Raw genomic sequence first — 12,126 nt, 5'->3', positions numbered from 1 at the left:
GTAGTGACATGAATCATATTGATAAATGGAAGGTTGTCGATGATTATATTACAGACTTGCTTGTACCAACTGATCCTATTTTGAAAGAGGTACTTCAAGCGAATGCGAAAGCTGATCTACCAGCACATGATGTTTCGATAGCGCAAGGGAAGTTTTTACAATTGTTAGTGCGAATTCATGGAGCACAGAATATTTTAGAGATTGGAACTTTAGGGGGATATAGTACAATCTGGCTTGCAAGAGCATTACCAGCAGGTGGTCGTCTTATTACGCTTGAAGCAAATGAAAAGCACGCTGAAGTTGCTCGTGCTAACATTGGAAGAGCTAAATTGGATGATGTGGTTCATGTGCGAACAGGAATGGCAATAGATTTATTACAACAAATAGCTAATGAAAATGATGAACCATTTGATTTTATTTTTATTGATGCAGATAAACAAAATAATCCAGCGTATTTTGAGTGGGCACTTAAACTTTCAAAGCCTGGTAGTTTAATTATAGGAGATAATGTAGTACGTGAAGGGGAAGTGATTGATACTTCTAGTGATGACCCGCGTGTGCAGGGGATACGTCGTTTTTATGAGCTAATCGCTAATGAACCACGCGTTACTGCCACAGCAATTCAAACGGTAGGGAGTAAGGGATATGATGGATTTGTAATTGCGCTTGTAACAGAGTGACAAGTTATTTAAATCATGTGAAGTCTTTACCCAAAGATAGTCAAAAAATTTATTAAGTGTTTGAAATAGAAAGAAATGGGGTCGTTCCAAAGGTGGGACGATCTTATTTCTGTATGCGAATAGGAACCTTTCTAACAAAATTCGAATGAACGGCATATAAAATGTAAAGGAGGTTTTTATCATGTACTATGTTTATCCACCAGAAATGTTTAGTCCTTTTCAGTGGATCCCAGAACGCAATGTCCCTTTTTATACTCCGCATTCTTATATACCGTATTCAAATCCCTCGTATTATCAAATTTATCCTAGTTTGATTCATAATGTATCAAATGTTGGATTAGATAACGAAGTACAAAGTGGGGAAGAGGTTCGAGGCTCTTGGACACCATTTTCATGGGTTGAAAAATATGCTTATGCGTTTTCAGGTCCATATAAGAAAGCTGAGGTTGCTCTTACATTTGATGATGGGCCAGACCTAGTATTTACCCCACAAATATTAGATAAGTTAAAAAGTTATGGTGTGAAAGGTACTTTTTTTCTTCTAGGTGAAAATGCAGAAAGGTATCCTAATGTAGTAAAGCGAATTGCGAATGAGGGACATATTATTGGAAATCATACTTACAATCATCCTAATTTAGCTAAAGTGAGTGATGAAGAATACCAGGCCCAAATTGTAAAAACAGAAGAGATATTGAAAAAAATGGTGGGATATGCACCAAAGTTTATACGTCCACCTTATGGTGAAATACGCGAAAAACAGCTGGGATGGGCGACAACACAAAATTTTATGATTGTGCAGTGGAGTGTAGATACAGTTGATTGGAAAGGTGTAAGTGCAGAGAAAATTACAAATACTGTATTAGGAAATGCGTTTCCGGGAAGTGTTATATTACAACATTCGACACCGGGAGGGAACTTGCAAGGATCTGTAGACTCATTAGATCGAATTATTCCTGAACTGAAAGCGAAAGGATCACGATTTGTGACGCTTCCTAGTATGTTTCAAACGTCGAAACAGAGAAAGTAAATATAACACAATAAGGGATAGTGTTAATCATTCGTCTATTTATACGGGCGGAGAACAAATTAAAAGAACTGGAGAAATAATGAACATCGCTTATAAATCTTGTTATTAAAAACGCTGACTCCCATGTTATTTAAGCTGGGAGTCAATCGGGATTTAGAAATTATTGTTATGTACTATGTTTCGTCCTTTTTCCACAATAAATTCATAGTATGCAAGTTCATATGGATAGACATCTTCAAATGTTATGGAAATAGGTGTAGCGTTTTTGTGTAAAACTGGAATTCCTGTTGCGGATGTGATTTCTCTTTTTAAAAGCTGTAAAAAAGATGTCGCGTTTATTTTCATTACGTCTTCAACTTCATCACCTGGTGCGAACGGAAGTGATTTTGAAACAGCGTGAAAATACATATGACACATTTCACGGTCAATGAAGTGCGGGATTTCATAATTGATTTTAAAAATGCCTTTATATTCTAAATCAGTAGCTTGAAAGGATAGGCCTAATTCTTCTTCTATTTCACGAAGACCGCCTATTCCTATATTTTCACCATGCATAATATGTCCAGCAGATGTAATATCCCATTTTCCTGGGAAATCTTTCTTGGTTTTAGCTCGTAGCTGGAAATATAGAAAGATATCTTCATTATCTTTTTCTACAAACCAGCAATGGAATGTTTCGTGCCAATTCCCATCACGATGTACGTCATCTCGTAGTTTTTTTCCAATTTTGTTTCCTGTTGTATCAAATATCGTTAACCATTCTGTCATTTATATTCCCCTTTCTGTATAGTTTAGTATACAATAATTATATGTAATTTTGGGAAAATAAAGAAAAAAGGGTGTGTATGGAATGGAACTAGGGGAAACAAAAATAAATTCTTTCATTTCAACAGAAGAAGAATTACGCCTTATTTTAGGGTATCCAAGTGAGCGTGCGGTGAAGAAAGTGATTCCATCTCTTGATCATCATTGTCGTGATTTTCTATCTAAATCTCCGTTTCTTGTAATGTCTACTTCAGATAAGTTTGGCCATTGTGATGCTTCGCCAAGAGGAGATGCGCCTGGATTTGTACATGTTTTAAATGAAAATCAAATTGTCATTCCGGAAAGACCGGGTAATCGCCGAGTGGATTCGATTCTTAATATTTTATCGAATCCAAAGGTGGGGCTTATCTTTTTAATTCCGGGGCTTGGAGAATCATTACGAATCAATGGACGTGCAGCTATCACAAAAGATGAAGCGATTTTAGAGAAAATGCAGGTGAATGGTCGTAGTCCACTTCTAGGGATCGTTGTGGAGATAGAAGAATGTTATATCCATTGTGCAAAAGCATTTATAAGGTCTAAGTTGTGGAATCCAGATTCGTGGTTAGAAAAAGAAGCATTACCATCAGCGGCAAGAATACTTGTTGATCATGCTAAAGTGAATGCAAATGAAGAAGAAGTTGCACGTTCTTTAGAGGAAAGTTATACGAAAAGGTTGTATTGAAAATTTGCATAGTATGTCGTTTGATAAAGTATATAAGAATAATTAATATAAAGATGTTGGTAAGAAAACTTCTTTAAAGATGATCAGTATACTTTGGATGGTAGGATTTTTATAGATTCCTTTATCGGTAGAATTATTATTTTAAGATATAAAATAAAACAAGAATCATATTATGTAGTAAAGGATATATGAATAGTGAAATTTATGTTTTTTCAAAAATGGGCTTGATTTTTCGAATTATCGTAATTATAATAATTTAACAAATAGACATGAACGAAAAGTAATGATAAGGACACGAGATTATTTTTACGGTTTACAGAGAGGGAGGCCAAAGGCTGCGAGCTTCCTAACACGGAAAATAATCTTACCACCTTTGAACTTCAGTAGTGAACGAGTAATCTAGTAATTATTGACGGAATCAGCCGTTATCTGAACTTGAGCAATCCAAAACGAATATATATTTGGATTGGAACAAGGGTGGAACCACGAAAACACATTCGTCCCTTTTTTAGGGGGATGAGTGTGTTTTTTTATGTATAATAAATATTGAAAATTTTTAAAAATGAAATTTTTATTGCTTTTTAGCGGTATGTACGTATAATAAATTAACAAATAGAATCGAACGAAAAGTAATGATAAGGACATGAGATTATTTTTACGGTTTACAGAGAGGGAGGCCAAAGGCTGCGAGCTTCCTAACACGGAAAATGATCTTACCACCTTTGAACTTCGGTAGTGAACGAGTAATCTAGTAATTATCGACGGTCCCAGCCGTTATCTGAACTTGAGCAATCCAAAACGAGTGTATATTTGGATTGGAACAAGGGTGGAACCACGAAAACACATTCGTCCCTTTTTTAGGGATGAGTGTGTTTTTTTTATAAAACATTACTAAATTGAAAGGAGGTGCAGTTGGAGTGAAACAATTGACCCGAACGAGAACCACCATTGACTGCGCAAATAGGAAGAAGATAATGATCAAGTATTTTGAAAAATAGGGGGAGATTTAAAAATGAGAAATGTAGTACACGTTGGAGTATTAGGACTTGGAACAGTAGGAAGCGGTGTTATTCATATTTTGGAAGATCACAAGGAGAAAATTAGTCTTGATACAGGATATGAAGTAAAGGTAAAAGCAGTGGCAGTACGTGATGTGAAAAAAGAACGTGATGTTTCAATTGATGGAATTAAGATAATAAATGATGCAAATGAAATTTTAGAAGATCCTAATATTAATATCGTAGTAGAAGTGATAGGAGGAATTCAAGAAGCGAGGCAGGCGATTGTAAAAGCATTACGTAATAAAAAACATGTCGTAACTGCAAACAAAGATTTAATGGCTGTATATGGTAATGAATTATTAAAATTAGCGAATGAAAATGGCTGTCAGTTGTATTATGAAGCAAGTGTAGCTGGAGGCATCCCGATTTTAAGAGGACTAGTAGACGGATTAGCTTCTGATCATATTGAAAAAATGATGGGAATTGTAAATGGCACAACAAATTATATATTAACAAAGATGAGTCAAAATGGTTGGTCATATGAACAAGCACTGCAAGAAGCACAAAGGTTAGGCTTTGCAGAATCAGATCCGTCAGCAGATGTAGATGGACTAGATGCTGCGCGAAAGGTGGCTATTCTTGCAAACTTAGGTTTTTCAATAAATGTTTCTTTGGATGATGTACATGTTCGAGGTATTCGAAATGTGGAAAAAGAAGATTTGGAAATGGCTAAAAAGCTAGGTTTTACTATGAAGCTGGTAGGGAAAGCGGAGAAACAAGGTTCAGCTATTCACTTAAGTGTAGCGCCTACTCTATTACCGAGTCATCATCCGCTATCTAATGTGAACAACGAATTTAATGCTGTATATGTACACGGTCATGCAGTAGGTGAGGTTATGTTTTATGGGCCGGGAGCTGGAAAACTACCAACAGGATCTGCTGTAGTGAGCGATATCATTTCAATCGTTAAAAATATGAATCAAGTAGTAAAAAGTAAAGATGTGCGAAAAGAGCTAGTGCCATATACAGTAAAACAGGACGAGGAAGTTATTTCGAAATATTTTTTACGTATTTTATTGAAGGATGAACCAGGAATGTTTCGAAAAATAACAGAATGTTTTGTTAATGGGTTAATTAGTTTAGAAGAGATTATTCAATTGCCATTGAATCAAAAACTTGCCGAAATTGTGATTGTGACGCATCAAACTTCAAAATATCAGTTTGAAAAAGTTTTAGCATCAATAGAGAATGTGGCGAATGAAATAAAGAGTTATTACGCTATTGAGGAGGAGAAACAATATGTATAAAGGATTATTAAAACAATATGCTTCTTATTTACCAGTGAATGATCATACGCCAGATGTAAGCTTGATGGAAGGAAATACACCACTTATTCCACTTCTGAATATTTCTAAAGAATTAGGGATTCATTTATATGGAAAATATGAAGGCGCTAATCCAACGGGATCTTTTAAAGATAGAGGAATGGTGATGGCAGTTGCGAAGGCGAAGGAAGAAGGCTCGCAGGCAATCATTTGTGCGTCCACAGGTAATACATCAGCAGCGGCAGCGGCATACGCCGCTCGCCTTGGGATGAAGTGTATTATCGTTATACCAAAAGGGAAAATTGCTCATGGAAAGTTAGCACAAGCAATTGCATATGGAGCGGAGATTATTTCAATAGAAGGAAACTTTGATGATGCACTTCAAGCTGTACGTCAAATCGCGGCAGAAGAGGCGATTACATTAGTAAACTCGGTGAATCCGTATCGAATTGAAGGGCAAAAAACAGCTGCGTTTGAAATTTGTGATCAGTTGCAAAAAGCACCAGATGTTCTTGCTATTCCAGTTGGAAATGCAGGGAATATTACAGCATATTGGAAAGGTTTCTGTGAGTATGAAAAAGAGAAGGGATTTAAAAAGCCAAGAATTCATGGTTTTGAAGCTGAAGGAGCTGCTGCAATTGTTAAAGGGCGTGTCATTGATTCGCCAGAAACAATCGCAACGGCGATTCGCATTGGTAATCCAGCAAGCTGGTCTTCAGCTGTAGAAGCAGCGGAGCAATCAAATGGTGAAATTGATATGGTATCAGACGAAGAAATTTTAAATGCATATCAGTTATTAGCGAAAACAGAGGGAGTTTTTGCAGAACCAGGGTCAAATGCTTCTCTGGCAGGTGTAATCAAACATGTTCAAGCAGGAAAGATTCATAAAGGAGAGACTGTTGTTGTTGTATTAACAGGTAATGGTTTAAAAGACCCTGATATTGCAATTGCCTCTAACCATTTAGAGATTGCAAATGTTTCCAACGATATGGAACAAATGAAAGAACATATTAAAGGAGTGATCGTTTCGTGATTCCATTTAAAGTTCGTGTTCCAGCTAGTACGGCAAATGTAGGTCCTGGTTTTGATTCTGTTGGAATAGCACTATCATTGTATTTAGAAGTAGTTGTGAAAGAAAAGGCAAATCATTGGCATGTTGCACATTCATTTGCTTCTTCAATCCCGAATGATGAAAGAAATTTAATTGTAAGTACGGCACTTAAAGTATGTCCTTCTTTATCTCCACATATAATAGAAGCTACTAGTAATATTCCACTTGCGCGAGGATTAGGAAGTAGTGCATCAGCCATTGTAGCGGGAATAGAACTTGCAAATCAACTTGGGGAATTACATTTAACAACAGATGAAAAAATTCACCTCGCTACGAATTTTGAGGGGCACCCGGATAATGTAGCTGCTTCTATTTTAGGAGGTGCTGTTATTGGGGCGATGGATGGAGATCACGTGTCTGTTGTTAGAATAGAGAGTAAAGAATTAGGTGTAATCTCTCTTATTCCTGATGAAGAATTAAAGACAAATAAAAGTCGTTCTGTATTACCTGAGACATTTCACTTTCATGATGCAGTTCGTGCTAGCGCAGTCAGTAACGTATTAGTGGCAGCGTTATGTCAAAAGAAATGGGGAATTGTTGGTGAAATGATGGAAAGGGATCTGTTTCATGAACCGTATCGTTCACAGCTTGTGCCGCTTTTACCTTTGATTCGCGAGTATGCAAAAAGATTTGGAGCATATGGAACAGCACTTAGTGGCGCAGGACCTTCTGTTTTTATTTTAACTCCATATGAAAACCGTCAGGATATTGCTGAACAGTTAGGGAAAGTATTGCCGGCATTTAAGGTTTGTGAACTGGATATTGATCATAAAGGAGTAGTTGTAAAAAGGGAAGCAGATATTTGTGTAGACAAATTGTAACATGTGTAAGAGAATTTAGAATTTCTTGGAGCTGCCATTGTGTATGGCTGCAGATTGCTTGTGATTATAGATATCATATTAATAGATAGAAAAATGACTACAGCAAAAAGTGCTGTAGTCATTTTTTAGTTAAGGATTTGTTGCGCATGCAGTAGTAAGAATAGAGTTAGAAAGCAATTTCTGAAGCAGTAAATGTAATTGGTCCAGCTACTCCAGCGACTGCACTCGGAGTCTGTGGGCCCAATTGTGCAGTTAAGATATAGGTTACATTTGGTTCAGTAGCTGTAATTTTATCAACGAACTGTGCAACAATTTGTGAAACGTCATCTCCTTCAGGAGCATCAATCTCTACTATTGAGCGCCAAATAAGATTACTTTCAGCTATGCTATTTTTATAAATAGCAGTGACGATATCTGCTGTTCTAACGCTACCACTTGTAGTGTCATTATCGACATGATAGAGTGCATTCAACCATACAACATTCCCTTTTTCTACATTGTGTAATGTAACAGATGCAATTGGAAAAGGAGTCTGTGCATTTAGAGGAGAGATGATTGGAATATCATCTAAATTAGGATCAGCTATGGGACTTAAATTTTTATAATCAAAATCGACTAACTTTCCTTTTTTCTCATGTTTTTTAGACTTTGAACCAGTGTCTTCGCACTTTTTATCGTGTTTTTCTGAATGATGGCTATTGTTTTCAGAGTTATGACGACAATGTTTCTTTTTACTATAATCTGCCATTTGTTTGCTCTCCTTTTATTTTTAATATATTGTATTCATTGCTAGAAAGGGATGCTTGGACAAGTTAAAAAAATAGTATTGCATTGAGCGAAGAGTTAGGATTTGCCACATTCCTGTAACAAACCAACTGTATATTCAGTGGTGGAGGTGCAGAAAATGAAAAGAATGATGACAATATGTCTTCTTACAACAATGACAATTACGGCTTTGACGGGCTGTAATTGGAAACAAAAAAATGTTTCAAACGAATTCAAAGCAAAAAAAGTAATATATAAAGATTTTACGTATGAGGTGGATCCAGAAACGTTTGCTTTAACGGTTGAGCATGATGGAGTGAAAGAGCAAGCATCACAGCCTTTACCGAAAATGAAAGTATCAAAATTGAAAAAAGATGATACACATACATCGTGGGAATATCCAGATCAGAAGGTGAAAGTGAATTTAGAAAAGAAAAAAGATCATGTAAATATTGAGATTGAATCTACGGGTGCAGAAAGTTTTACTTGGCCTAAGGTACAAGCTGAAAATTATACACTTCCTTTATGGGAAGGGAAGTATATTCCGAGTAATGACGAGAATTGGAAGGGATTTTTAAAGGATGAAACGTATTCATTTGCTGAGTCATTTTCAATGCAATTTTTTGCATTAAATGGTTTGGAATATTCGATGGTATTTGTAGCAAACAATATATTTAATAATGAAGTGAAATTCCATTCTGAGCCGAAAATTGGATTTGATTTCACCCATGAATTTCCGAGTATTAACAAAAATAAATCGTACAGTTTTCAAATGTATGTGACTGATAATCATGCAGTAAATATTGCGAAATTATATAAACAGAATATTGTAGAGAAGGGTGAATTTAAAACATTACAAGAGAAAGCAAAACAAAATAAAGAAGTTGAAAAGTTATACGGGGCAGCGCATGTTTATTTTTGGAATCAAAATGTTTTAGCGCAAAGTAATATAGATTGGCCAAAATTCAGACAACAAATTGATAGTCCTATATTTGGATGGATAAAAGAATTAATTCAAAAATATAGCAAAGAGCCTGGCGAATTGAGTGTGTTTGATCAGATTAATAAGCAAGATTTTATTGATACGTATCAAAGAAATGTTGTTTTGCGTTATATAAACGAAGTGTTAGGAATGAGGGAGTTTTACAAAGAAGAAATATTTCCGAAAGTTGATGATGAGGCAAGTCGATTATTGAAAAAAGGTGTTGATCACTTAACTGAAACGGAATTGTATAGCTTAAATAAACATTTGTTGAAATCGACACTTGGTGATGCAGTTGAGGATGTTGAAAAATGGGGGAGTGGAGATGGAATAAATGTATTAAAAGAAATGAATGAAGCAGGTATTGATCGTGCATGGATTGGACTACCGAATTGGGAGCAAGGATTTATTCAACCAGAATTTGTGAAGCAAGCTGAGAAAATAGGATATTTAGTCGGTCCATATGATTCTTATCATTCGATTCACGAAAAAGGTGATAAAAATTGGAATACAGCTTCTTTTAAAGATCCTTCACTATTTGAAGATGCAACGGTTGCGAAAAAGAATGGTGAGAAAATACAAGGATTTTTAGGGAGAGGCCGTAAATTAAATCCGACATTATCTTTGCCTAGTGTGAAAGAACGTGTTAGTAGCATATTAAATAATGGTACCGCATTTAATTCATGGTTTATTGATTGTGATGCTACAGGGGAGATTTATGATGATTATTCTCCAAAACACATTACAACACAAGAACAAGATTTAAAAGCACGTTTAGAACGGATGAATTATATCGCGGAAGAAAAAGGTATGGTTGTTGGCTCTGAGGGTGGAAATGATTTTGCAAGTCAAGTGATTGCCTTTGCACATGGTATTGAAACACCTGTTATTAAATGGATTGATGAAGATATGAGAAAGAATAAGACAAGCCCATATTATGTTGGAGGTTACTGGTCACCAAATCAAAACGTTCCAGAAAAGTACGCAAAACAAGTACCAGTCAAGGAAGAATATAAGCAAGTATATTTAAATCCTGTGTATTCAATCCCCTTATATAAATTAGTGTACAACGACTCTGTAATTACAACTCATCATTGGGAATGGGGGAGCTTGAAGGTGAAAGATGAAGTCGGAAACCGTATGTTATATGAACTACTATATAACGTTCCACCTTTATATCACTTAGATGAAGTAGAATGGAAGAAGCATAAAAATGAAATTACGCATCATTTAAAAACATGGGGGACATTTCATAAAAAAGCAGTAACAGAAGAGATGACGAATTTTGCATATCTTTCAAAAGATAGACTTGTGCAAACAGCTTCCTATGGAAAGGATATAAAAGTAATTGTAAATTTCTCTAATCAAGATGTGAAAATAGAAGATACAAAAGTATCAGCAAAGTCAGCTGTTATTTTTGACGAAGGCAAGAAAATAATTTATAAACCCGCAGTGCATGTAAAGTAAAAAATACATGTAGAACCATTCCGCTAGTTATGTAATGAAAGTTCTAACTAGCGGTCTTTTTGCGGGAGTATTGAAAATAGAATTGTAAATTTTTTCGAAATAACATGTAACGTCTTGTTAAAATACAACACACGAGTATAATGTGAAATGAAATATATATTGATTTTACTTCTTTACAATGAAACCTTACAAAAATGTAAGGTGAATGCAATGAAATTCAATATGAAGATTGATAAACATAGAGTATACTAAGAAAAGAGAAAGAGAGGAGAATGGACATGAGTTCTGAATTAGAACAAAATACAAGAAGTAAAAAGAAACGTTCTAAAAGAAAATCTGTGAAATGGCTTGTTTTGATCCCATTTTTACTGCTCATTTTTGGAGGGGTAGGATATGGTTCGTTTTTATATAATAAAGCAAAAGCGGTTGTAAGTGATGCGTATGCAAAAATTGATCAATCAACTAAACGGGATAAAGAGGTTGAACCGTTAAAAGACAATATTTCTGTTTTAATTATGGGTGTGGATGGAAGCGATATTCGAAAAGGACAATACGGGGAAGCTGTTCGTACCGATGCACTACTATTAGCGACAATTAATAAAGATGATAAATCAGTGAAATTAGTAAGTATTCCCCGTGATTCTCGCGTATATATTCCATCAAAAAAGAAGATGGATAAAATTACGCATGCCCATGTATTTGGTGGAGTTGAAAGTACAAGAGATACTGTAGAAAGATTTTTCAATGTTCCAGTTGACTATTATGTAAAATTTAACTTTGATTCGTTTGTGAAAATTGTAGATTCACTTGGTGGCATTGATGTGGATGTACCAGTTACATTTACCGAACAAGATAGTAAAGACCAAGCAGGTATGATTCACTTAGAAAAAGGTTATCAACATTTAAATGGAGAGCAAGCTCTAGCATTGGCAAGAACACGTAAAATTGATAGCGATGCGATGCGTGGTCAAAGACAGCAACTCGTTATCGAAGCGATTGCGAAAAAAGCAATGTCTGTGCAATCCATTAGTAAATTAGGCTCCCTTTTAGATGCAGTTGATAACAACATGAAAACAAACTTAACATTTGATGATATGCTGTCTATTACAAGAAATATGGCGGGAACTGACTTGCAGATGGAGAAAATGCAAGTAGAAGGTACGGATAAACGTATGGGTGGTATTTATTATTACATTCCAAATGAAAAAAATGTGCAAGAAATTTCTAAAAAGTTAAATGAACATCTAGGGGTTACGCCAAAAGCAGTACAAAACTAAAAAGGTTGGTGTCTGGCCAACCTTTTTAAATTTGTCGTACATGTATGATAGAGGAACAGTGTTGGGGTTGTCTAAAGTTTACATACACAATAGTATTTGTATATTGTTATTTAATGATTAAAGAGTATAATAATTAAGATGAAACTTCCTTTGTATATAGTTAATGTTCATTTTGAAAGAA

General features: G+C 35.4%; 10 protein-coding genes and 2 other annotated features. Of the genes, 8 read left to right on the top strand and 2 right to left on the bottom strand.

Features of this window, described 5'->3' with window-relative positions:
- Window positions 1-8: 8 nt before the first annotated feature.
- Complete coding sequence (locus ACX5JI_RS11780; RefSeq protein ID WP_459501232.1) at window positions 9-680, top strand: O-methyltransferase; 672 nt, start codon at window positions 9-11, stop codon at window positions 678-680.
- A gap of 181 nt (window positions 681-861) precedes the next feature.
- Window positions 862-1,707: a peptidoglycan-N-acetylglucosamine deacetylase gene (locus tag ACX5JI_RS11775; protein ID WP_459501231.1), complete on the top strand. Its 846-nt coding sequence runs from the start codon at window positions 862-864 to the stop codon at window positions 1,705-1,707.
- A gap of 153 nt (window positions 1,708-1,860) precedes the next feature.
- Here the strand turns inward: ACX5JI_RS11775 and ACX5JI_RS11770 are convergent, their stop codons facing one another.
- Window positions 1,861-2,475, bottom strand: a complete 615-nt coding sequence (locus ACX5JI_RS11770) for an NUDIX hydrolase (protein WP_459501230.1) — start codon at window positions 2,473-2,475, stop codon at window positions 1,861-1,863.
- A gap of 82 nt (window positions 2,476-2,557) precedes the next feature.
- On the opposite strand from ACX5JI_RS11770, the gene ACX5JI_RS11765 reads away from it, so the two are divergent.
- The 4 genes from ACX5JI_RS11765 to thrB all read left to right on the top strand — a co-directional run bounded on the left by ACX5JI_RS11765 (window position 2,558) and on the right by thrB (window position 7,454).
- Window positions 2,558-3,196 carry a pyridoxamine 5'-phosphate oxidase family protein gene (locus ACX5JI_RS11765; protein ID WP_459501229.1) on the top strand — a complete coding sequence of 213 codons (639 nt, stop codon included), beginning with the start codon at window positions 2,558-2,560 and terminating at the stop codon, window positions 3,194-3,196.
- 274 nt (window positions 3,197-3,470) lie between these two features.
- Window positions 3,471-3,704: a binding site (T-box leader), on the top strand.
- A gap of 115 nt (window positions 3,705-3,819) precedes the next feature.
- Window positions 3,820-4,053: a binding site (T-box leader), on the top strand.
- 155 nt (window positions 4,054-4,208) lie between these two features.
- Window positions 4,209-5,504 (top strand): homoserine dehydrogenase, encoded by a 1,296-nt coding sequence (locus ACX5JI_RS11760; protein ID WP_459501228.1) that lies wholly within the window; start codon window positions 4,209-4,211, stop codon window positions 5,502-5,504.
- The gene (gene thrC / locus ACX5JI_RS11755; RefSeq protein WP_459501227.1) at window positions 5,497-6,555 is read left to right on the top strand and encodes a threonine synthase; all 1,059 of its coding nucleotides are present in this window, start codon (window positions 5,497-5,499) and stop codon (window positions 6,553-6,555) included. Before ACX5JI_RS11760 ends, thrC begins: the two co-directional genes overlap by 8 nt.
- Window positions 6,552-7,454, top strand: a complete 903-nt coding sequence (gene thrB, locus ACX5JI_RS11750; protein WP_459501226.1) for a homoserine kinase — start codon at window positions 6,552-6,554, stop codon at window positions 7,452-7,454. The genes thrC and thrB overlap by 4 nt, the downstream gene beginning before the upstream one ends.
- Window positions 7,455-7,620: 166 nt before the next feature.
- On the opposite strand, the gene ACX5JI_RS11745 is transcribed toward thrB, so the two are convergent.
- Entirely contained in the window at window positions 7,621-8,202 is a 582-nt protein-coding gene (locus ACX5JI_RS11745; RefSeq protein ID WP_459501225.1) for a hypothetical protein, read from the bottom strand.
- Between the two features lie 156 nt (window positions 8,203-8,358).
- On the opposite strand from ACX5JI_RS11745, the gene ACX5JI_RS11740 reads away from it, so the two are divergent.
- Complete coding sequence (locus tag ACX5JI_RS11740) at window positions 8,359-10,668, top strand: glycoside hydrolase (protein ID WP_459501224.1); 2,310 nt, start codon at window positions 8,359-8,361, stop codon at window positions 10,666-10,668.
- 278 nt (window positions 10,669-10,946) lie between these two features.
- A complete protein-coding gene (locus ACX5JI_RS11735) occupies window positions 10,947-11,945 on the top strand; it encodes an LCP family protein (RefSeq protein WP_459501223.1) in 999 nt (332 codons plus the stop codon).
- The last annotated feature ends 181 nt before the right edge of the window (window positions 11,946-12,126 follow it).

The organism is Bacillus sp. C1 (assembly GCF_054570475.1).
Note: the sequence above shows the minus strand (reverse complement) of the source record. Positions and strands in the feature narration are given on the sequence as shown.

Coding starts and splice junctions, on each gene's coding strand:
- ACX5JI_RS11780 (WP_459501232.1), top strand. CDS start 9: ATGAATCATATTGATAAATGGAAGGTTGTCGATGATTATATTACAGAC.
- ACX5JI_RS11765 (WP_459501229.1), top strand. CDS start 2,558: ATGGAACTAGGGGAAACAAAAATAAATTCTTTCATTTCAACAGAAGAA.
- ACX5JI_RS11775 (WP_459501231.1), top strand. CDS start 862: ATGTACTATGTTTATCCACCAGAAATGTTTAGTCCTTTTCAGTGGATC.
- ACX5JI_RS11770 (WP_459501230.1), bottom strand. CDS start 2,475: ATGACAGAATGGTTAACGATATTTGATACAACAGGAAACAAAATTGGA.
- thrC (WP_459501227.1), top strand. CDS start 5,497: ATGTATAAAGGATTATTAAAACAATATGCTTCTTATTTACCAGTGAAT.
- ACX5JI_RS11735 (WP_459501223.1), top strand. CDS start 10,947: ATGAGTTCTGAATTAGAACAAAATACAAGAAGTAAAAAGAAACGTTCT.
- ACX5JI_RS11760 (WP_459501228.1), top strand. CDS start 4,209: ATGAGAAATGTAGTACACGTTGGAGTATTAGGACTTGGAACAGTAGGA.
- ACX5JI_RS11745 (WP_459501225.1), bottom strand. CDS start 8,202: ATGGCAGATTATAGTAAAAAGAAACATTGTCGTCATAACTCTGAAAAC.
- ACX5JI_RS11740 (WP_459501224.1), top strand. CDS start 8,359: ATGAAAAGAATGATGACAATATGTCTTCTTACAACAATGACAATTACG.